Origin of the sequence: Duganella callida (genome assembly GCF_004614165.1) — a bacterium.
Taxonomy (GTDB): Bacteria; Pseudomonadota; Gammaproteobacteria; order Burkholderiales; family Burkholderiaceae_D; genus Rugamonas; species Rugamonas callida.
Map to the genome: position 1 here is coordinate 24,181 of NZ_SPVG01000097.1, position 21,170 is coordinate 45,350.

The window sequence follows — 21,170 nt, forward strand, 5'->3', positions numbered from 1 at the left end:
CATGCGTGACCCGAATAACCGTCAACCCGTACGTCGCGTCGTCATCTGCGGCGGCGGCACCGCCGGCTGGATGGCCGCCGCCGGCATCTCCAAGGTGCTGAGCAAGGTGCTCGAGATCACCCTGATCGAATCGGAGGAGATCGGCACCGTCGGCGTCGGCGAAGCGACGATTCCGACCCTGATGAACTTCCACAACGTGCTGGAGATCAACGAGCAGGAATTCATGGCCGAGACCCAGGCCACCTTCAAGCTGGGCATCAGCTTCGAAGGCTGGCGCAATGTGCGCGAGGATTACATCCACTCGTTCGGCGTCACCGGCACCGACCACTGGACCGCCGGCTTCCAGCACTTCTGGCACAAGGGCGTGCAGCGCGGCCTGGCCGGCGACTACGGCGACTACTGCCTGGAACTGAAGGCGTCGCTGGAAAACCGCTTCGCCCACCTGCCCAACAATGGCATGAATTACGCCTACCACCTGGACGCCGGCCGCTACGCCAAATACCTGCGCCGCCTGAGCGAGGCGCGCAACGTCAGGCGCATCGAAGGCAAGATCGTGCGCTACACCAGGCAGGACGCCACCGGCGACGTCCGTTCGGTGGTGCTGGAGTCGGGCCAGGAAATCGAAGGCGACCTGTTCATCGACTGCACCGGCTTCCGCGGCATGCTGATCGGCGAAGCGATGGGGGTGCCGATGGACGACTGGTCGGAATGGCTGTTCTGCGACCGCGCCATCGCGGTCCAGACCGAGTCGGTGGGCGACGCCGTGCCGCTGACGCGCTCCATCGCCCACCAGGCCGGCTGGCAGTGGCGCATCCCGCTGCAGCACCGGGTCGGCAACGGCATCGTGTTTTCCAGCCGCCACCTGGACGAGGACGCGGCACGCCAGCAACTGCTGCGCAATGTCCAGGGCCGCACCTTGATCGAACCGCGCCTGATCAAGTTCAAACCCTGCCAGCGCCAGCAGACCTGGAAAGGCAACGTGATCGCCATCGGCCTGGCCAGCGGTTTCCTCGAACCGATCGAATCGACCAGCATCCATTTGATCCAGCGCGCCGTGATCCGGCTGATGCAGATGTTCCCGTCGGACGGCATCCAGCAGGCCGACATCGACGAGTTCAACACCCAGTGCAACCACGAGATCGAGCACATCCGCGATTTCATCATCCTGCACTATCACGTCAACAACCGCACCGACTCGCAATTCTGGATCGACTCGCGCGAAATGAGCATCCCCGAATCGCTGCAGCACCGCATCGACCTGTTCCGCGAAACCGGCCGCGTGTTCCGCGTGCCGAACGAACTATTCGCCGAGAACTCGTGGATCCAGGTGATGCTGGGCCAGGGCATCATGCCCAAGTCGCACCACCCCACCGCCGACCTGATGGGCGACGAGGAACTGAAAGGCTTCCTCGGTTCGATCAAGGGCCGCATCGACCGCATCGTGGTGCAGCTGCCGACCCACCAGGCCTACGTCGAACGCTACTGCGGCCGCCCGGACGCGGGCGCCAAGGCGGCCTGAGTTTGCGCCAGCTCAAACAAAGCCACCTTCGGGTGGCTTTTTTATTGCCGCAAGACAAATGCTCGTGTATTGTTAAAAAGCTTACTTTCGCGTATTTGAGGGAACGATGGCCAATCTGAAGCCGTTTTATTATTGTCTGCTGGGTATTGTGATGATCGCCATCCTCACGGCTGTGACATCGGTCGCGCTGATGCCAGCGGGACAAGCGCTAACCATTCTCGCCTTTATCGGCCTGGTACTCTTAGTTCTTCGTCCTGCGTTGAGTCCACCCGGGACGGGGCCAACCAGGGTGCGTATAATTACCGTGCTGGGCTTTTTCGCCGTGGCGACGCAAAATAGTCTGTCGGATCATATCATCAACAATCTGCTGACTATTCTGCGCTCCGTGCCCGAACTGGTCGCAAAGTTCCCTTGGCTACTACAGGCAGAATGGTCCGGTGATCCAGCTCCGCTGCCACTGATTCTGAGTGCGCTCGTCGTTGCCGTGGTCTTTATCGGGCTCAAAGAAGCGCCGATCGCTGGCACGCCTTCCGCGCCACTGAAAAAGCATTTCCCTGAGCCGACTTTTGAAAAACAGTTAAAAGCATTTTGCCGTGCCCTGTACCGCGACCTCGAGATCACAGAAGATCAGGTAAATTGGAGTCCGGACTACGTGGAGCTTGAGGCCGAGGTGGAAATCTCTGACAATCCATCCAATCGCGCCCCGAGACGCATCCTGAATTTACAAACCGCCATCCGTAACGAGCAAAAGGCCAAGACATTTTTGGTACTGGGCGAGCCGGGGGCAGGCAAAAGCGTCGCCCTGCGCAAACTGGCGCTGGATATGCTGTCCGAGTTCAAAGTCGATCAACGGATTCCAATTTATATCAACTTGCGCGAATGGCTTCCAGCACAAGGCGTCGGCCTTCGCTGGTCGCCACAGTCGCCGCCTACGTTGGAGCAATTGGATACTTTCGTGACCACCAAGGTCAGGCAACGGTGCACATATTTCGCGCGCGATTTCGTTGACCGGCATTTTCAGGAACTGTGGGAGCATGGACGCCTGTTTTTTATTTTCGACTCGTTCGACGAAATCCCCGAACTACTGGAGGCCCAAGATGATCCATGGCTGATCAACCAGCTATCCCTACTGCTTTCCAACTTCATCCGCAGTGGCGATGAAACCAGAGGAGTGCTGGCGTCAAGGATGTTCCGCCGCCCTACCGGTCCGTTTGGCGCCGACATGGTACTGGAGATCCGCCCACTTACCGAAGTACGCATTCAGGAAGCCATGAGCAACTACCCGGCTTTCACCGTCCCGCTTCAAAATCAACTCTTGCACGAGCGGCCGGACTGGCTGCCCATCGTCCGCAATCCTTTCATGATGGCGCTGCTGGGAGAATGGGTCAAAACGCATCAGTGCCTGCCAGACACGCAGGCCCAGCTTTACCAGCATTACCTGACAGCCCGCCTGACACAAGTGGAAGCGGATGTACGCAAACATAAATTGAGCACGGAGCAGGTCCTGCAAAGCGCCAAGCGGATTGCATATTTCGTATTCGACAATAGCTCGTTTGGCCTGGAGGCTCCGGTAGCCGTACTGCGTGAGGAATTACAGATTCCACAGCTTGACCAGGTCATCGAGATCCTGAGTCAGGCCATCATCGCCAGAGTCACAGACAAAGAGCCGCGTTCTTTTGCTTTTGTACACCGGCGTTTCCTGGAATATCTTGTCACCACGCGCATGCTGGAGCACAGCGAACCGCCGCCATTCGAAGCGATTCCGACCGATGCCCGCGGCCGCGACGCCACAGTCCTGTATGCCCAGCTGTGTAGTGACAAGATTGCACGCGAACTGGCCGAGCTTTGTTGGAATGAAATTGCACTGCATTTCGGCAGCTCGGAAAACCGGCGTGCCATCCATAGTCTACGATTCCTGACCGACGCGTTCCGGTCACGCCGCCAAGCCTTGGTTGGTTTCTCTGACAAGCTCGCCGTATTTGTTACCGAAAATGCGAAAAATGACGAGGACATGGTGCAGGCAAAAATCTGCCTGGAAGCTACCGGCTTGCTCAGCAATACAGACGCGGTGCCAGTGTTGCAAATCGCTATGACCTGTCCCAACAGCTGGCTACGAGAGACCGCCTTTCGCGCCTGCCGCCATTTGCCCGCATTATCCAGTTCGTTAAAACAGCGCATCAATGACTATGTGGTGAGTATGCCTCCGCTACAATTTTGGCAGGAGCGCAAGGCCTTGTTCCTGTCGCTGGCCTTGTCCGATCCATTACGGGGGGCACACCTCATCGCCACCTGGCGCAAATGGAATTTGCTAATCTCCATTTGCGCTCTGGCACTCAGCAGCGCACTCGTCCCGCCCGTCACAATGCTGATTTGCAGCACGACTGCAATGCTGCTGTTGATGGACAGATTAATCGTCCCGCTGGGCGTCCATTTCATTCCTCGGAGCCGACGTAAACCCATCCACCAGTCAACGATGCTGCCAGCTGGAGCCATTTTCCGAATCCATCAGCATATTTTCGCTGCGGCGGTTGTCTTGACTGGGCTCCAGTTTCTCTACCAATCAGCTGTGTCAGTGCAGTTGGTGCCGCTATCCGGCTATCTGCCGCCACACCATATAAATGGCGTCGCAGCATTGCTTACAATGTTGGGCTTGTTATCGGTGGATTGGTTACTGTTAGGGTATCTGCTCCGAGCCTGCCGGGCTTTCCTGGCTTGGCCGTGGAAACAAAAACTCAGCTTCATCCTCACCATGTCTGCTCTTGCGTTCGGCATTCTCAGCTTCATTACAGTTGTTGTTCTGGCAGCTAAAAAGGTACCGGTTTCGATACAGCATGTGGTCGCCCAAAGTATGGGTACGCTGTTGCTGCTGGTTTTGCTGTGGGCCACAACGCTGCACTTACGAGACTATCTTCACGACCACTTGGCAATGCGCAAATTGTTCCGCACTTTTGAGACCAAAATCTCGCGCGAGCGAATCGTCCACGCCATCGACGCGGTGAGGCTGCCCCAGAGTCGTCTGGCAGTGGTCAGGCAGATCGCAGCAAAAAAACTGCTGGTGGATGGCGACTGGCCCGACGGTTTCAAACTCACTATCCGCAGTGAGCCCGCGATTATCGAGCTCGGCCGATTGCAAGAAAGATGGGAAGGGCTGGACCGCTAGCACGATCAAGATTTATTTTCCGCTTAGCCATGCGACTAACTGATCGTACACCAGCCGGATGCGCGCCGGCACCGGCCCGCGCTGGGGGCGATAGACGTAGATGTCCCAGGCGTCCGGCTGCTGCTTCTGCAGCACCGGCACCAGCCTGCCCTCGGCGATCGGCGCCTCGGCCATGAAGCCGGGCAGCTGGCCGAAGCCGAGCCCGGCCAGGATGGCGTCGAACTCGGCCTCCGAATCGCTGCTGAGGAAGCGCGGGTTCACCGGCGAGATGTGCTGGCCGCCGGCAAAGTACCACGGCCACGCCTTGCCGGTGCTGAGGTCGCGCAGCGAGGTGGTCGGCAAGTCGTGCAGCTGCTCGATGGTCTTCGGCTTGCCGTATTGCGCGATCAGCGCCGACGTGCCCACCGTCAGGAACGGCGGCGAGGCGACCTTGCGCGCGATGTAGCGGCTGTCGTGCATGGCGCCGTAACGCACGCCGATGTCGATGCGGCCATCCACCACGTCGGCATGGGTGTCGCTGAGCTGCATGTCGAAGCGCAGTCGCGGATACTGCTGGCCGATGCGGTTCAGCACCGGCACCATCAGCCGCCGTCCCAGCGCCACCGGCGCGGTCAGCCGCACCAGCCCTTCCGGCTGCTCCGACCGCGCCGCTTCCGTGCCCGGCTGGAACAAGGCATCGATGCGCTGCACGCTGTCGCGCGCCTGCGCGGCCAGGTGTTCGCCATAGGTGGTGATCTGCACCCCGCGCGTGTTGCGGTGGAAGAGCAGCTCGCCCTGCGCCGCCTCCAGGTCCTGCACCGCGCGCGTTACCGCCTGCGGCGAGATGCCCAGCCGCGCCGCCGCCTCCTTGAAGTTGCGCGCCTCCGCCGCCGCCACGAAGATGCGCAGCATTTCCAGTCTGTTCAGCATGTTTGAATTCCAGAAAATGGAATTCTCAAATCATATCATTTCCATTTATTCGCATGATTGGTCTTCCTATACTGGACTCGTCAACCAACCAATGAGGAGTCCACCATGAGCACCAACATCGAAAACAAAGTCGTCGTGATCACCGGCGCCAGCAGCGGCCTGGGTGAAGCCACCGCGCGCTATCTGGCCGCGCGCGGCGCCGCCGTGGTGCTGGGCGCGCGCCGCACCGACAGACTGGAACAGATCGCCGCCGAGATCGGTGCCGCCGGCGGCAAGGCCAGCGTGGCGCGGACCGACGTCACCGACAAGGCGCAGGTGCAGGCGCTGATCGACCACGCGGTGGCCGCCTACGGCCGCGTCGATGTACTGATCAACAACGCCGGCCTGATGTCCATCGCGCCGATGGACCAGGTCAAGGTCGACGAGTGGGACCGCATGATCGACATTAACGTCAAGGGTCTGCTGTACGGGATTGCCGCCGCGCTGCCGTTGTTCCGCCAGCAGAACAGCGGCCACTTCATCAACATCGCCTCGGTGGCCGGCATCAAGGTGTTCAGCCCGGGCGGCACGGTGTACAGCGGCACCAAGTTCGCGGTGCGCGCGATTTCGGAAGGCTTGCGCCACGAGGTCGGCGGCGCGATCCGCACCACCACCATCGAACCCGGCGCGGTCGATTCGGAACTCAAGCACGGCAGCTCGCACGAACAAAGCGCGCAGTTCGTCAAGGAATTCTACAAGCTGGCCATTCCGGCCGACGCGGTGGCGCGCGCCATTGCCTACGCCATCGAGCAGCCGGCCGACGTCGACATCAACGAAATCGTGTTGCGCCCGACGGTGCAGGAGTTCTGAGCATATGCGCGTTGAACCCGGTATTACTTGGCCGCCACCACGCCGCAGGCCAGGCGCTTGCCCGAGTTGCCGGTCGGCTGGGTGACGAAGTCGTCGGCGTCGGCGTGGACGATCACGCCGCGGCCGACCACGTTGCCGGGCGCGCCGTCGTTCAGCGAGATCTGGCTGGTCGGCACGCTCAGGTGCAGCGTGGCCTTGCCGCTGGCGTCGGCGGTGAGGTTGCCGAAGTCGCCGCCGTGGTGGGCCGGCGCGCTCGGGCCGCCATGCTGGTGACCGCCCGGATTGAAGTGGCCACCGGCGCTGTTGCCGTCCGGCGCGCTGCAATCGCCTTTCTCGTGCAGGTGGAAGCCGTGCACGCCCGGCGCCAGGCCGGTGACTTCGGCATCGATCTGCAGCTGGTCGCCCTGCTGGTTGAAACGCACCCAGCCGTTGACATTGTTGCCCTGGGTCGGCTTCAGATCGGCCTGCGCGGTGGTGGCGGCCTGCGCCAGACTGGCGGCGGCCAGCGCCAGGATAGCCGCCAGCAGGCGGGACATCGGGATAACACGCATGAAGTTCTCCGTTATAAAGATGAGCTGACGGCCATTATTGCACTATTCTCACGATTCAGAGTGACTGCTGGTGTATAGTCATTCCACGTCCAACTTTGCGGGAAAGTCCCATGAAAACACTGTACGCAGCCACCCTGATCCTGTCCCTGCTGGGCGCCGGCGCCGTCCACGCCGCCGAGCCGACCGCGCAGCAGAACAAGATGAAAACCTGTAACGCCGACGCCGGCGACAAAAAAGGCGATGAACGCAAAGCCTTCATGAAGCAATGCCTGAGCGCCAAGCCGGCCGAGGCCGCACCGGCGCCGAAACTGACCCAGCAGGAAAAAATGAAGAAGTGTAACGCCGACGCCAGCGCCGGCGGCAAGAAAGGCGACGAGCGCAAAGCCTTCATGAAAGAATGCCTGAGCAACAAATAAGTCGTCCAAACGCCATCCGCCGGATGGCGTTTTACCTTGCGCGGTAGTGTCTTCATGGCACATTAATTGCTTCTAGTTAAATTTTTGTGACCAACTTCGCGTAATGACCACTTACCAAGTAGCCGACGCGGACATGTTCCTACCCCACATGCCCGACGTCGTCCGTTGCGAACTCTCGCTGCGGGAATTGAATCAGATGTGGCGGCTTATCGAGTCGTCCGCCAAGATGAACTGCCCGGCCGAAGCGCGTTTGCTGTTGCCGGCCATGATCGCCACCCGCACCGGCTTCGCGCATCTCGAGCAAGCGCTGGTGGCCAATCTGGTGCAGGAAAAGGTGCGCCACGTGCTGGCCGACCTCGGCACCCAGGCGCGCTATGCGATCGACCTGCTGGTGCGCAACCTGTTCGAGCGCACCGCCGATGTCGGCTTCCTCGCCACCGATGCCGACCTGTGCCGCTTCGTCGCCGGGCTCGACCACGACCAGGCCGCCGCCCGCCAGCGCCTGCACGATTACCGCGACAAGTACACGGTCTACGATGAAATCCTGCTGCTGGACCTGGACGGCCGGGTGCTGGTGCAGCACGACAGCGCCAGCCCGGTCAGCCACAGCGCCGACCCGCTGCTGGCGCAGACGCTGGACACGGATGGTTACGTCGAGACCTTCCGCGCCACCGACCTGCGTCCCGGCAAGGCGCGCGCGCTGGTGTATTCGCAGCGCATGCTGCATCCGGAGACCGGCGCCCCGGCCGGCGTGCTGTGCCTGTGCTTCCACTTCGAGCAGGAACTGGACGCCATCTTCCGTGCCTACCGCGATCCCTCGCAGCGCGCCAACATGCTGCTGCTGGATGCCCAGGACCAGGTGATCAGCAGCGCCGATCCGCTGTGGATACCGGCCGGCGTGCGCATGCCGACCAACACCGGTGCCGAAACGCGCCTGCAGATGTTCGGCGGCCGCGAATACCTGGTGCGCACCTTTGGCTCGGCCGGCTACCAGGGCTACCCCGGCCCGGCCGGCTGGAAGGCGCAATTGATGATGCCGGTCGACCTGGCGTTCCGCGGCCACGCCGCGTCAGCGCTGGACGCGGTGGAGCCGGCGCTGCTGCGCGGCCTGCTGTCGCACGCCGAGGCATTCAGCCCCTCGCTGCATGAGTTGATGAGTTCGGTCACGCGCACCACCCGCACCATCGAGCGCATCGTCTGGAACGGCAAGGTGACCAGCGCCGCCAACGACCACGGCAACGCCGGCAAGCTCAACACCGTGCTCGACCAGATCACCGAAACCGGCGAGCGCAGCGACGCCCTGTTCTCGCACTCGATCCAGGATTTGTACCAGACCGTGCTGGCCTCCAGCCTCAGCGAAGCGGGCCTGACCGCGCAGCTGCTGGTGGACATGCTGGACCGCAATCTGTACGAGCGCGCCAACGATTGCCGCTGGTGGGCGCTGTCGGCCCAGCTGCGGCGCGGGCTGGCGCAACCGTCCGACGCCGCGCACGCGGCCATCGCCGCCGTGCTGCGTCACATCAACAGCCTGTACACCGTCTACGCGCGCCTGCTCGTCTACGACCGCGGCGGCCGCATCGTCGCCTGCACCGGCGGCGACGAGCTGGTCGGCCAGTACATCGCCGGCGACACGCTGAGCCGGGTCAGCGCGCTGCGCAGTGAGCTCGACCATTACGCCGAGCCGTTCGGCCCCTCGGCCTTCTACGGCGGCGCGGCCACCTACATCTACCACGCCGCCATCCGTCATCCCGAGCACAGCGGCACGGTGGTGGGCGGCATCGGCATCGTGTTCGACGCCGCGCCGGAACTGCTCAACATGCTGCACAGCGGCGTCGCCGGCCGGCCCAACATGCAGGCATATTTCGTCGCGCCGGATGGCCGCGTGCTGGCCGGCACCGACGACGCCTACCCCACCGGCGCCCAGCTGCAGCTCGATGGCGGCCTGCTGGCCCTGGCCGCCGACGGCGCCAGCGCCAGCGTCACGCGCATCCTGCAGCACCGCGGCCAGTACGTGATCGCCGCCTGCAGCCGCGCGGTCGGCTACCGCGAATTCCGCGCCGCCGACGGCGTCGAGCAGCCGGTGCTGGCGGTGCTGCTGCAGGCGTTCGGCCCGGTGCGCGAGGAACTGCCGCCGCAGGCCGGCGTGCGCATCGAGCGCCTCAGCGACAGCGGCGCCGACTATGCGATCTTCTACGCCGGCCGCACCTTGATGGCGCTGCGCGCGGCGCACATCCAGGAAGCGGTGCCGTTCGCCAGGGTGCAGCGCACCGCCGGCAACGGCCATCCGGCGCGCGTGGGCATGCTGGACGTGCCGCTGTCCGGCGGCCACAAGCACTTCGTCTGGGTGTTCGACCTGGCGCTGCTGGCCACCGGCCGGCCCGGCGCGGTCAGCGACAACAGCCAGGTGATGCTGGTGCGCCAGGGCACGGCCACCATCGGCCTGCTGGTGGACGACCTGCACTCGGTGCAGCAGTTCGACGCCGCCGACATGACCGGCTCGCCGCTGGGCCACGGCGAGCTGGCGCTGGCGCCGCGGCTGATCAAGGCCAACCAGGGCCAGCTGCTGATCCAGGAAATCGACCTCGAGCGGCTGTACGAGCGGCTGCGGGCGTAGTCCCGGCACAACACCGGCCGGGTTTTATGCAGTTCGTCGCAAACTTGTCGGCGCGGGCGGGCAAGTTCAGTAAAATCGGGCTGTCATTTTTGCCAAACTTACCGAGGAATTATCATGCGCCGTACCGCTGTCGCCGTCCTGATCCCCGCCCTGTTCGCGCTGAGCGCGGCCGCCCACGCGGCCGAATCCAGCCGCAACCTGCCCGCCTTCATCGCCATCAACGCCAAGGGCGCGTTTGCGATGACGGTGGAAGTCGGCAAGGCGCAGTCGGTGGTGGTCAGCGGCGAGGACAAGTTCGTGGCCGCGCTCAGGACCGAGGTGATCGACAATGAGCTGCAGGTGACGCTGCCGGAAAAGACCTTTTCCTCGTCCAAGGGCGCGCCGCGCATCGCCATCACGTTGCCGTCGCTGAGCCGGGTCAAGGTGGAAGGCGCCGGCGAGACCATCCTCAACAAGGTCAACACCGACCGCATCGACATCAGCTACCTCGGTGCCGGCCACCTGGAAGCCAACGGCAAGGTCAAGTATCTGCGCCTGAGCGCCAAGGGCGTGGGCGAGGTCGACACCAGCAAGCTGCGCGCCGAGCGCGTCGACGTCAACTTCGAAGGCGTCGGCAATGTCAGCGTGTACGCCACCGAGCTGCTGAACGCGGTGGCCAAGGGCATCGGCGGGCTGACCTACTACGGCCATCCGAAGACTGTCAACAAATCCGTGTCCGGCATCGGCAACGTCAAGGCCGGCGACTGATAGTCAACCACACCCGGTGACAGCGGGTGCGAATGCGGTTAGTATCGAATTGCAGCACCGTACCTTCACCAGGGAGACGATTGCAATGAGACTGAGCGTCGCGCAAAAAATGGGGTCGCTGGCAGCGGCCGCGCTGCTGGGCATCGTGCTGCTGGCCACGCTGGCCCAGCGGCAGATGGAGGAAGTCTACGATGCGGCCAGCTACTCCACCGTCAACACCGTGCCCAGCCTGGTCACCATCGACCGCTTGCGCGACGCCATGCTGCGCATGCGCATCCGCGTCAACCAGCACGTGCTCAACACCGACGACAAGCGCGTGGCCGAGATGGACAGCGGCGTGGCCGAAATGCGCAAGCTGGTCGACCAGTACCTGAAGCAGTACGAGGAACTGGTGTCGGACGACAAGGACAAGGCCATCCTCGACAAGGAAAAGCAATCGTGGGCGCGCGTGCTGCCGCAGATCGACGCCGTGCTGGTCGAGTCGCGCGCCAACCACAACGACAAGGCGCGCGTCGCGCTGGAAGCGGCGCGGCCGGACATCCAGGTGATGCAGGCCGCCATCGACGAACACTTCGATTACAACGTCGCGCTCGGCAAGCAGGGCGCCGAGCGCGCGGTGGTGGCCAAACAGGCGGCCGCGCGCAACGCCATCGTCATTGCCGTGGTCACCCTGATCGTGGTGGCGCTGATCGCCACCTTCACCACGCGCGCCCTGCTCAAGCAGCTGGGCGGCGAGCCCGATTACGCGGCCGACATCGCCAACCGCGTGGCGCGCGGCGACCTGACCGTGCAGGTGCAATTGAAACCGGGCGACAGCGGCAGCCTGCTGGCGGCCATGCACAGCATGGTCGGCAACCTGTCGCGCGTGGTCGGCGAAGTCAACGACGGCGCCGAGGCGCTGGCCAGCGCCTCCGAAGAAGTCAGCGCCACCGCGCAGGCGCTGGCCCAGGGCGCCAGCGAACAGGCCGCCGCGGCGGAGGAATCCAGCGCCGCGATCGAGCAGATGTCGGCCTCGATCGCGCAGAACACCGAGAACGCCAAGGTCACCGACGACATCGCCTGCAAGGCGTCGGCCGAGGCGTCGGAAGGCGCCGGCGCGGTGCGCTCGACGGTGACGGCGATGCGCGAGATCGCCAAGAAGATCAGCATCATCGACGACATTGCCTACCAGACCAATCTGCTGGCGTTGAACGCGGCGATCGAGGCGGCGCGCGCCGGCGCGCACGGCAAGGGCTTCGCGGTGGTGGCGGCGGAAGTGCGCAAGCTGGCCGAGCGCAGCCAGGTGGCGGCGCAGGAAATCGAACAGGTGGCCTCGGGCAGCGTCGATCTGGCGGAAAAGGCCGGCGCGCTGCTGGACACCATGCAACCCAACATCAAGCGCACCTCCGACCTGGTGCAGGAAATCACCGCCGCCTCGGAAGAACAATCGACCGGCGCCGGCCAGATCAATGCGGCCATGAGCCAGCTGAGCCAGACCACCCAGACCAATGCCTCCAGCTCCGAACAGCTGGCCGCCACCGCCGAGGAAATGAGCAGCCAGGCCGAGCAATTGCAGAGCGCGATGGCCTTCTTCAGGGTGCGCTAGGTCGGCGCCGGGCCGACCGCCGTAGCGCGGCGCGCTGGCGGCCGACCGCGCGCCGGGTCGGACTTATTGCAGCACGGTGACGCGCTTGCCGGTGATCGCGCGCTGCGCCGGATTGCCGTACACCGTCACCCGGCCCGAGCCGTTGGCGTCGGCCACCAGCGACTGCGACACGGCGGCCGAAATGCTGCCCGAGCCATTGCTGACCAGCTCGGCGTTCTGGCTGCTCAGCGTGGCCAGGTCGGCGCTGCCGGAGCCGTGCAGGCGCACGTTCAGCGTGCGCACGTCGCCGCTGGCGTTGACGCCGCCGGAGCCATGCACCTCCAGATTCAGGCTGTCGCCGTGCAGGCGGCCCAGATCGAGCCGGCCCGAGCCGTTCAGACTGGCCTGGGTGGCGCCGCTGTCCAGCCCGCTGGCCGACAGACTGCCGGAACCGTTCAAGCGCACGTCGAGCCGGCTGACGCGGCCGGCCAGCTGCACCGAGCGCGAACCGTTCATCGCCACGCTGAGCGGCTCGCCATTGAGGCCGCTGACCACCATATTGCCCGAGCCATTCGACTGGATGCGGTGCAGCTGCGGCGTGGTGTACACCAGGCGCAGCGGATTGCTGGTGCGGATGCTGCCATCGATCCAGACCCGCAGCGTGCCGCCGGCGGCGTCGGTGCGCAGCAGCCGCAGCAGATTGCTGTCGCCCTCCACCTGCAGCGAGGTGGCCTGGCCGGCGCGCAGCTCGACCTGCAGCGGGCCATTGATATCGACGCTGTCCAGGGTGGCGATCTCGCGCCGCTCGACCTGGTTCTGGCCGTTGCCCTGCACGGCATTGCCGCCGAAGCCGGACTTGAACTGTACATTGCCGTCGCCGCCATCGGGCACCACGATGACGGCGCAGCCGGCGAGGATGGAAAGAGCGGCGATGGCGAGGATGGTGCGGCGCATGGGATGGTCCTTGAAGAGAGTAAGTGTTGCCACTATAGCCAGCCGGTCCGCCGTCCGCCGCCGGCATGCGACGAACGGTAGAAAAGCCGGGATGAAACGCCGAAACGGGGTGCTACCATAGCGGCATGAACACATCCGACCTGAACGACCTGCGCGAGCGCACGCGGCGGTTCGCCCGCGCGCGCGACTGGGAGCAATTCCACACCCCGAAAAACCTGGCCATGGCGCTGTCGGTGGAAGTGGCCGAAGTGGCCGAGCACTTCCAGTGGCTGCCGAGCGGCGCCGACGCCGAGCTGGACGACGCCAAACGGCAGGCGATCCGCCACGAGCTGGCCGACGTGCTGCTCTACCTGGTGCAGCTGGCCGACAAGCTGGACGTCGACCTGCACGCCGCCGCCATCGAAAAAATGGCGCTCAACGCCATCAAATACCCCGCCTGAGATCGGGGTCAGAGCCGGCTCTACAGCCCGACTGCGTGGCGGATCCGGGCCGAGACGATGCGCCAGGACGGCGAGCTGGCGGCCACTTCGTCGTAGTGGCTGGCGCCGGGCAGGACGATCACTTCGGCGGCGTCGCCGGCGGCCTGCGCGCGGCGGGCGTAGTCCTGGCCGACGCGCGTCGGCGAGATGTGGTCATGCTCGCCGTGGATCAGCACCGTGCGCACGCCGGCCGGCAGCAGTTCGGCCGGCGAGGTGTCGCTGTAGATGTCGGGCCGTTCGGCGCTGGCCACGCCGGCCAGCTGCGCCATGTCGCGGTCGCAGCTGCTCTTGATCAGCTCGCGCTCGTTGCGCAGGTCGGCCAGGCTGCCGAGGGCGATCACCACCGGCACCGGCAGCGGGTCGGCCATATACAGCGGACTGCTGCGCGGCAGCTTCGCCCGCGACGCCGCCCATTGCGCCAGGTGGCCGCCCGCCGAATGCCCGACCAGCACGATGCGCCGCAGATCCAGCGCGTGCGCCGGCGCCAGCCCGCGCAGCCGGTCCATGGCGTTGGCCACGTCCTGGTACATGCCGGGATAGCCGCCGCCCTCCTCGTCGTAGCGGCGGTATTCGACGTTCCATACGGCGATGCCCTGGCGCGCCAGGTCGCCGGCCATGTTGCGCATCTGCGTGATGCCGCCGAATTCCTTGGTCCAGCAGCCGCCGTGGATGATCACCGCCACCGGGAACGGTCCCGCGCCCGCCGGCTGGAACAGTTCCGCGAACTGCGAGGGCGCCGCGCCATACGCCACGTGCAGCGTCGGCGCCGGGCCGCTCAGGGCCAGGTAGTCCTGCAAGGTCATGGGCGCGGCAACCGCCCCGCCGACGCCGCCGGCCACCGCGGCCGCCAGCAAAGTCCTGCGCATTTTTTTCAGCATGTGTCGAAGCTCCATCAACGGGAACGGGTCCGGGCAGACCGTCAGGAATCGCATGCTACACGCAAAACCCGCCCGCCGACAAACGCCATGCGATAAAAAAAAGGCCGCTCCGGCGAACCGGAAGCGGCCGAAAAGAACTAAGCCCCCGCTTAGAATTTGTAGTTGGCGCGCGCGTAGTAGTAGCCGCCGTTGATGCCGAACGGCGAGAAGTTCGGCAGCACCGTCACCGCCGCATTGTCGCCCGCCGCGCGCTGGTCGGCCAGCAGCGCCGGATTCACGCCGTTCGGATAGGTGTTGAACAGGTTGTTCGCGCCCACCGCCAGCGACCACGCGTTGTTGATCTTGTAGCCCACTTCCAGATCGGTGATGGCCTTGGTCGAGATCTCGGTCTTGTGGTACACCGAGCCGTCCTCGCTGCCGTATTCCGACGACTTGCCGTAGATGGCTTCGCGCAGGTTGACGGTCCAGTTACCCACTTTCCACAGCGCGCCCAGGTTCACGCGCAGCTTGGGCGAGGCGGTTTCCAGGTCCGAGATCGCGGTCTTGTCCAGCAGCGTCTGCGGCAGGAGCTGGGTCGGCGCCTGATTGATCTTGGTGACTTCCACCTTGTTGTAGTTGGCGGCGATCGACCAGTCGACGCGGCCGGCGGTGCCGTAGTTGGAATTCACGGTGGTGACGAATTCGAGTCCGCGGCTGCGCGTGTTGACGGCGTTCGAGAAGATGTTGATGCCGGTCTGGCTGACGGTGCTGTCCAGCACATTGCCATTGGCCTTGATCGCCGCCGTCACCGCCGGCGAGTTGACCGCGCCGCCCGAGCCGTACAGCGCGCCCGAGCCGACGATGCGGTCGCGGATCTTGATCTGGTAGACGTCCAGGGTCATCGACACGTTGCTGACCGGGTTGAGCACCAGGCCGAACGACAGGTTGTTGGAGTGCTCCGGCTTCAGGCCATCCACTCCCACCAGCTTGGCGCCGGCCGAATTCGGCGCCAGCTGCACGAAGGCGGTGGTCGGGCCGACGTTGGTGGCCGAGTAGTATTCCTCGGCCAGGGTCGGCGCGCGGAAGCCGTTGGACACCGTGCCGCGCACGCCCACCACCGGCGAGAAGTCGTAGCGGCTGGTGACCTTGCCGACCTTGGCGTTGCCGAAATCGCTGAAGTGCTCATAGCGGCCGGCCACGTCCACCGTCCAATCGGTCAGCGGGTTGGTGGCGAAGTCGATGTAGGCCGCCTGGTTGGTGCGGCGGTGGCTGCCGGCGTCGGTCAGCGAGAAGCCCGGATACGACTGCGAGCCTTCCTTGTAGCGCGACGCCGGATCCCCGGCCTGGATCTCGTATTTGTCGATGCGGTGCTCGATACCGCCGGCGATGTTCAGCGGCTTGGCCCAGCCGATCTCGAACTCGCGGCTGGCTTCCAGCGTGGTGGTCAGCTGGCTGGCGATGAAGGCGCCGGCGCTGAACACGGTCGGGGTGTAGCCGGTGTCGTTGAACAGCGAGACGTTGCCCGAATCGGCCACGCCGATGCGCGCCTTGTCGCGGCCATAGGTGGAGCTCAGGTCCAGGTTCCAGCCTTCCAGCTTGCCCTTGACGCCGGCGGTGACGGCAAAGTCCTCTTCCTTCATCGTCTCCTTGGGCGAGAAGCCGGTCGGATAGATCTTCGGCAGGCGGCTCGGCAGACGGTAGTTCTCGAACGCGCGCGCCTCCTTGCGGCCGGCGGTGACGGTGGCATAGACCTGCGCGTCCGGCGCGAAGTCGTAGCCGAAGTTGGCCGAGAAGATGTTCAGGTGGTACTGCGCATCGCCGGCGATGTGGTTCACGTGCGGATAGCCGGGCTCCTGGAACATGCCCGGATAGGCCGCCATGTTGGCCGGATCGATCACGCGCGGGTCGATGCCGCCACGGTCGCTGTAGCCGTGGTACTTCGATTCCACCGTCAGGTTCAGGTAGGCGTCGGCGAACGGTTCCAGGCCGATGTTGGCCGAGCCGTCCAGCGTGCGGCCGCCGCCGTCGGAGTAGCCGCCGCCGTTGACCGAGGCGGTGCCGCCATGGTTGTTCGATTTGAGGATGATGTTGACCACGCCGGCGATCGCATCGGAGCCGTACTGCGCGGCGGCGCCGTCCTGCAGCACCTCGATGTGGTCGATGGCCGCGACCGGGATGTAGTTGAGGTCAGCCGCCGCGCCGCCCTGGTACGGGCCGCCCAGCACGGCCAGGTTGGCGGTGCCATGACGGCGCTTGCCGTTGACCAGCACCAGCGTGTTGTTGGGGCTCAGGCCGCGCAGCCGCGCCGACAAGGTCAGGTTGGCGGTGTCGCCGCCGAACGCCTGCGCCGTGAACGACGGCAGGTTCTGCGCCAGCGCCTGGATCAGATCGGGCTGACCGGTGCGTTGCAGCGAGCCGGAATCCACCACCGTGATGGGCGAGGCGCTGTTCTCGGCCTTGATGCCGCCGGCGCGCGTGCCGGTGACGATCACCGAACTGACGCTGGCGCCGGCGCCCGCATCGGCGGCGGCGGTGGCGGTGGCGGCTTGCGCATCGTCGGCGTCCGCGGCGGCGGCGCCAGGTACGGCGTACGCGCCGAACGCCAGGGTGGACAGCACGGCTGCGACGCCGATCTTGAGTGTGGCCTTATGCATATTTATTTCCCCATTTTTGAATAAAAAAGAAAACTCCCGATTTGCTGCATTCAGCTCGATGGCCTTGGTTTATTTTTTGGCGGCCACCACCTCTATCTCCACCAGCCATCCAGGATTGCTCAGCCCCGCCACCTGCACCACGGCGCGCGCCGGCAGATTCGGCTGGCTGCCACCGAAGTGCTGCGTGTACGCTTCCATGAAGCCCTTGGTGTCGGCTTTGCCGCCCTTGGACGGATCACCCACCAGGAACACCTGCATCTTCACCACGTCGGACATGTCCAGCTTCATGCCCTGCAGGATTTCCTTGATCTTCTTCAGCACCGATTCCGACTGCGCTTTGGTGTCGCCGAACGATTCGATCGAATCGGCCGGCGCATCCTTGTTGATCACCGCCGGCACCTGACCGCTGACGAAATGGATCGTCGCCGTTGGAGGAATGCTGACCGCCAGCGCGATCGGGAAGTCGGAGTTCGGTATCTTGTGGCGCACGATGTCGGCCTTGTTCGTGGCCGATGCGGCGGCGGCGGTGCCGCAGGCGGCAGTCATCATCAGTGCGGCAATTGCTTTTTTCATCGCGGTCTCTTTCAGTGTTTGTTGGACATGGTGGTGTTGCCGTACGGGTCGACGCCCAGCGTGGTGCGCAGCGCGCTCACTTCCGCCGGGCTCAGGGCATCGGCCTTGTTGCCCCAGGCGCTGCGCACGAAAGTCAGCACGGTGGCGATCTCCTGGTCGCTCAGGTTCTCGCTGAAGTCGGGCATGCCGCCGCGCCCCTTCAGCAGCACGGTGGCGACGTCGCCGCCCTTGCCCTGCACGAACTGATTGCCGGCCAGCGCCGGGAAGGCGCCGGGAATGCCCTTGCCAGTTGCCTGGTGGCAGGCCGCGCAATTCTTCAGGAACAGCGCCTTGCCGTCGCTCTCCTGCGCGTGCGACGGCGCCGTGGCGGCGGCGGCCAGCAGCGCCACGATCAGCATGGCGGCCTTGATCAATGCTTCCTTCATGCGCTCGCCCTTTCATGCAGCTTGGCCAGCTGCTGCCAGGCCGATTCGATGGCGCCGGCCTGCCAGCCCCCCAGATAGCTCAGGTGCTCGCCGGCCAGCAGGATGCGGCCCTCGCCCTCCAGCAGCACCGGATAGGCGGCCGCACGGGTCTTCTCGGTCCACTCGGCCCAGCCGCCCAGGTTGTACTGCACGCGGTGCCAGGCGACCGAGAAGGCGTTCTCGAAGTTCTCCGTGTACTGCGGGAAGATCTTCTGGCCCGCCGCCAGCGCGAACTCGGCGCGTTCCTTCGGCGACAGTGCGCTGACTTCGATGGCGGCCGTCTGGTACTGGTAATAACCGAGCAGCACGCCCTTCTTCCTCTGGAAACCGTAGGAAGGCACCGAAATGGTGTTGATGCCTTTCAGGTCGGTCATGATGTGACCGCCGTAGATATGGTCGTCCTCTTCCCAGAAGCGGCGCTTCATCTGCAGGCCGATCTTGCCCACCGGCGCATAGGCCACGGTGGCGACGGCCTTCTTGAATTTGTCCGAAAAGTCGGTATCGATCTGGCGCAGCACCGACAGCGGGATCGCGACCAGGCAGTAGTCGGCGCTGATGGAGCTGACCTTGTTGGTGCCGGTGTCCTTGTAGGTCACGGTCACACCCTTGTCGTTCTGGCGGATGGTCTGTACTTCCGACTTGTAGCGGATGGTTTTGCCCACGCGCTTTTCAAATGCCTTTGCGATCGCGTCCATGCCGCCCACAGGCTGGAACATGGTGTTCTGCATCGGGAAATCCTGCACCGCGCTGTAGACATTGCCCAGCTTCGATGCCAGCAGGTCCTTGAAGCCCAGCGGATCGGACGGCGTGCCCGGTCCCGGCGACAGGCCGGCGCCCGGATTGACGGTATAACCTCGGCCGCTGCGGCCCTTGTATTGCAGGTCGCCGGCCGTCAGCGCGCCCTCGTGCTGCAGATAGTCGAGCAGCAGGCGCTGGTCGTCGGCGGTCAGTTCCTGATCCAGCTGGCGGTTCTTGACCGACTTGGCCAGCAGTTCCGCCACATGGCCGCGCATGTCGGCCTTGACCTCCTTCTGGCGCAGGCGCTTGCCGGCGAACGGTCCGGCGTTCTCCGAGTACAGGTACGAGTGGTCGTTATCGTTGACCATCACCTCCAGCGGCACCTCGAACAGCCTGGTGTAGTGCAGTGTCGACTGATGGTGCATCGGAATGCGCCACGGACCGTGGTTGATGTAATGGCCGTCGTCGAAGGCGCAGGTCTGCTTTTCGCCACCGAGCTCGGTCAGGCTGAAGCCCCTGCGCGCGGTCTGGCAGCGGCCGCCGGCGAAGGAACGTGCCTCCAGCACCTGCACCTTGTAGCCCAGCTTTTCCAGCTCGTAGGCGGCAGTCATGCCGGTCAGGCCGGCGCCCAGGATCAGCACCTTCTTGCCGCGGCCGTTGCCGCTCAGCTCAGGCGGCGCCGACGCCGTCGAGGCGATGCCCATGCCCCAGGCATTCATGGTATTCAACAGCAGCCCGGTGCCGCCCACGGCGGCGGCCCGGTACAGAAAATCCCTCCTCGTAAATGAAGTAAATGATTTATACGGTTTTACTGTTTTACTGTCCATCTGCCTTCCTCGCCAGTCTGCTGAAAAAACCCTGGGCGACTTGCTTGCCCATAGTTCCTCTATAGCAAACGGCGTGCCACGCATGGACAAAAAATAAACATGCTTCGGCGCGGCGGAACAGCGGCGGGAACGGACTAAACAATATAAAACAATGTCTTTTCGCGCAGCCCCGGAATTCTGTCTGTACCGCCGCCGCAGGGGCGCGGGCGAACAGACTTTATTCGGCGCCATTGAGGAAACGCTTGCGCGAAAGAAAAACGCCCCGCACCTTTCCGATGCGGGGCGTGCACGCAATGGGTTGCCCTCAGTTGGTGAGGACCGCGTAGCTCTGCGTAGTGCTACGTAAGGGCGTGGCCGCGGCCGCGGCGCGCGGCAGCCGCGCCACTTCCGCCACCGACAGCAGCCGCCGCGCGCTCTGGCTGTCCACCATGTGGCAGGCATGGAACTGCATCGGCGCGGCGGCGTCCAGCAGATACACCGTGTCCAGGTTGGACGGGTCGTAGGCCAGCTTGACACTCCACGGCGCGCGCAGGCGGGCACGCTCGAACCAGCGCTCATTGATGGCGCGCGCGCAGGTGTACAGCGTATCGAACAGCTGGATGCCGTCGGCGCTGACGGTGCCGACGCCGACCGGCATCAGGCTGCAGCGCAGCAGCTGCTCAGGATAGATCTTTAATCCGCCGCCACGGTGTTCGCGCCCCCAGTGCCACAGCTGGCGCGGCGTCAGGCCGCCGGCGTGCGCCAGCTGGCAGCGGTTGTTGTAGTAAAGGACGCAGTCGATCACGATGCGCGTGAACTGATCCAGATCGAGCACGCCGTCCAGCCGGCACGGGACGCCGTCGGCGCCGGGCGGCAGCAGGCGGAAACGCCGCGCCAGCAGCTCGCGCCAGTCGTCCGGGCCCTCGTCGGCCGCGACGCAGCGCAGGTTGAAGTTATTGAGCAGCGTGTCGCCGCTCCAGCCCAGCGTCAGCGCGGCGTTGACGAACAGCGCCTCCGGCAGATGGCGGCACGGCCATTGTTCCGCCTCGATGCGGCGGCCGTAGTGCTGGCTGTACTGCTGCTTGTCGGCGCCGCAGTGGGCCAGGGCCAGCATGGCGTGCGGCCATTGCGCCTCGCCCAGCGTGACGTAGACACCGGTGACCATGCGGCTGAACAGATCGGTCACCACATACACCAGCGGCCGGCCGATCGCCTGCTGGCGGTCGGCGCGCGACACCAGTTGCACCTCGGCGCGCACCGCGTCCAGATAGAAGCCGGCGCCCGGCCGGCCCGCCGGCAAGGCCGCGCCGTCGGGC

At 64.6% G+C, this 21,170-nt stretch carries 18 protein-coding genes; 9 read left to right on the top strand and 9 right to left on the bottom strand.

All coding sequences use genetic code 11. The annotated features are described in order from the left end of the window. Window position 1: 1 nt before the first annotated feature. Window positions 2-1,519 carry a tryptophan halogenase family protein gene (locus E4L98_RS10340; protein ID WP_135201480.1) on the top strand — a complete coding sequence of 506 codons (1,518 nt, stop codon included), beginning with the start codon at window positions 2-4 and terminating at the stop codon, window positions 1,517-1,519. 106 nt (window positions 1,520-1,625) lie between these two features. Continuing rightward, complete coding sequence (locus tag E4L98_RS10345) at window positions 1,626-4,679, top strand: NACHT domain-containing protein (protein ID WP_135201481.1); 3,054 nt, start codon at window positions 1,626-1,628, stop codon at window positions 4,677-4,679. Window positions 4,680-4,691: 12 nt separating this feature from the next. Here E4L98_RS10345 and E4L98_RS10350 read toward each other — a convergent pair whose 3' ends face one another. Further along, complete coding sequence (locus tag E4L98_RS10350; RefSeq protein WP_135201482.1) at window positions 4,692-5,588, bottom strand: LysR family transcriptional regulator; 897 nt, start codon at window positions 5,586-5,588, stop codon at window positions 4,692-4,694. Between the two features lie 105 nt (window positions 5,589-5,693). Between E4L98_RS10350 and E4L98_RS10355 the strand changes: the two genes are divergently transcribed. After that, window positions 5,694-6,437 carry an SDR family oxidoreductase gene (locus E4L98_RS10355; protein ID WP_135201483.1) on the top strand — a complete coding sequence of 248 codons (744 nt, stop codon included), beginning with the start codon at window positions 5,694-5,696 and terminating at the stop codon, window positions 6,435-6,437. A gap of 23 nt (window positions 6,438-6,460) precedes the next feature. Here E4L98_RS10355 and E4L98_RS10360 read toward each other — a convergent pair whose 3' ends face one another. Next, window positions 6,461-6,988 carry a superoxide dismutase family protein gene (locus tag E4L98_RS10360; RefSeq protein ID WP_135201484.1) on the bottom strand — a complete coding sequence of 176 codons (528 nt, stop codon included), beginning with the start codon at window positions 6,986-6,988 and terminating at the stop codon, window positions 6,461-6,463. A 110-nt stretch (window positions 6,989-7,098) separates the two neighbouring features. Here E4L98_RS10360 and E4L98_RS10365 point away from each other — a divergent pair, with 110 nt between their 5' ends. The 4 genes from E4L98_RS10365 to E4L98_RS10380 all read left to right on the top strand — a co-directional run bounded on the left by E4L98_RS10365 (window position 7,099) and on the right by E4L98_RS10380 (window position 12,350). Beyond that, a complete protein-coding gene (locus E4L98_RS10365; protein WP_135201485.1) occupies window positions 7,099-7,404 on the top strand; it encodes a PsiF family protein in 306 nt (101 codons plus the stop codon). Between the two features lie 196 nt (window positions 7,405-7,600). After that, window positions 7,601-10,018 carry a chemotaxis protein CheW gene (locus E4L98_RS10370; protein ID WP_229257346.1) on the top strand — a complete coding sequence of 806 codons (2,418 nt, stop codon included), beginning with the start codon at window positions 7,601-7,603 and terminating at the stop codon, window positions 10,016-10,018. A gap of 114 nt (window positions 10,019-10,132) precedes the next feature. Beyond that, entirely contained in the window at window positions 10,133-10,765 is a 633-nt protein-coding gene (locus E4L98_RS10375) for a GIN domain-containing protein (RefSeq protein ID WP_135201487.1), read from the top strand. 85 nt (window positions 10,766-10,850) lie between these two features. Continuing rightward, complete coding sequence (locus E4L98_RS10380; protein WP_135201488.1) at window positions 10,851-12,350, top strand: methyl-accepting chemotaxis protein; 1,500 nt, start codon at window positions 10,851-10,853, stop codon at window positions 12,348-12,350. 63 nt (window positions 12,351-12,413) lie between these two features. Here E4L98_RS10380 and E4L98_RS10385 read toward each other — a convergent pair whose 3' ends face one another. After that, window positions 12,414-13,283 (bottom strand): GIN domain-containing protein, encoded by an 870-nt coding sequence (locus tag E4L98_RS10385; RefSeq protein WP_135201489.1) that lies wholly within the window; start codon window positions 13,281-13,283, stop codon window positions 12,414-12,416. 125 nt (window positions 13,284-13,408) lie between these two features. On the opposite strand from E4L98_RS10385, the gene E4L98_RS10390 reads away from it, so the two are divergent. Next, on the top strand, window positions 13,409-13,723 hold the full coding sequence (locus E4L98_RS10390) for a nucleotide pyrophosphohydrolase (protein WP_135201490.1): 315 nt from the start codon (window positions 13,409-13,411) through the stop codon (window positions 13,721-13,723). A 20-nt stretch (window positions 13,724-13,743) separates the two neighbouring features. Here the strand turns inward: E4L98_RS10390 and E4L98_RS10395 are convergent, their stop codons facing one another. From E4L98_RS10395 to E4L98_RS10415, 5 genes are all read right to left on the bottom strand, one after another. Beyond that, the gene (locus E4L98_RS10395; RefSeq protein WP_135201491.1) at window positions 13,744-14,640 is read right to left on the bottom strand and encodes an alpha/beta hydrolase; all 897 of its coding nucleotides are present in this window, start codon (window positions 14,638-14,640) and stop codon (window positions 13,744-13,746) included. 149 nt (window positions 14,641-14,789) lie between these two features. Further along, window positions 14,790-17,273 carry a TonB-dependent receptor plug domain-containing protein gene (locus E4L98_RS10400; RefSeq protein ID WP_135201492.1) on the bottom strand — a complete coding sequence of 828 codons (2,484 nt, stop codon included), beginning with the start codon at window positions 17,271-17,273 and terminating at the stop codon, window positions 14,790-14,792. 69 nt (window positions 17,274-17,342) lie between these two features. Beyond that, entirely contained in the window at window positions 17,343-17,846 is a 504-nt protein-coding gene (locus E4L98_RS10405; RefSeq protein WP_135201493.1) for a RidA family protein, read from the bottom strand. 11 nt (window positions 17,847-17,857) lie between these two features. Further along, window positions 17,858-18,271, bottom strand: coding sequence for a c-type cytochrome (locus tag E4L98_RS10410; RefSeq protein ID WP_135201494.1), 414 nt, complete (start codon window positions 18,269-18,271; stop codon window positions 17,858-17,860). Then, complete coding sequence (locus tag E4L98_RS10415; RefSeq protein WP_229257347.1) at window positions 18,268-19,815, bottom strand: flavin monoamine oxidase family protein; 1,548 nt, start codon at window positions 19,813-19,815, stop codon at window positions 18,268-18,270. Before E4L98_RS10415 ends, E4L98_RS10410 begins: the two co-directional genes overlap by 4 nt. Between E4L98_RS10415 and E4L98_RS30640 the strand changes: the two genes are divergently transcribed. Beyond that, entirely contained in the window at window positions 19,751-19,972 is a 222-nt protein-coding gene (locus E4L98_RS30640) for a hypothetical protein (RefSeq protein ID WP_229257348.1), read from the top strand. The two genes, E4L98_RS10415 and E4L98_RS30640, sit on opposite strands and share 65 nt — an antisense overlap. Before the next feature lie 207 nt (window positions 19,973-20,179). On the opposite strand, the gene E4L98_RS10420 is transcribed toward E4L98_RS30640, so the two are convergent. Continuing rightward, a partial coding sequence (locus E4L98_RS10420) for a TnsB C-terminal domain-containing protein (protein WP_205746697.1) occupies window positions 20,180-21,170 on the bottom strand: 991 nt, incomplete at its 5' end.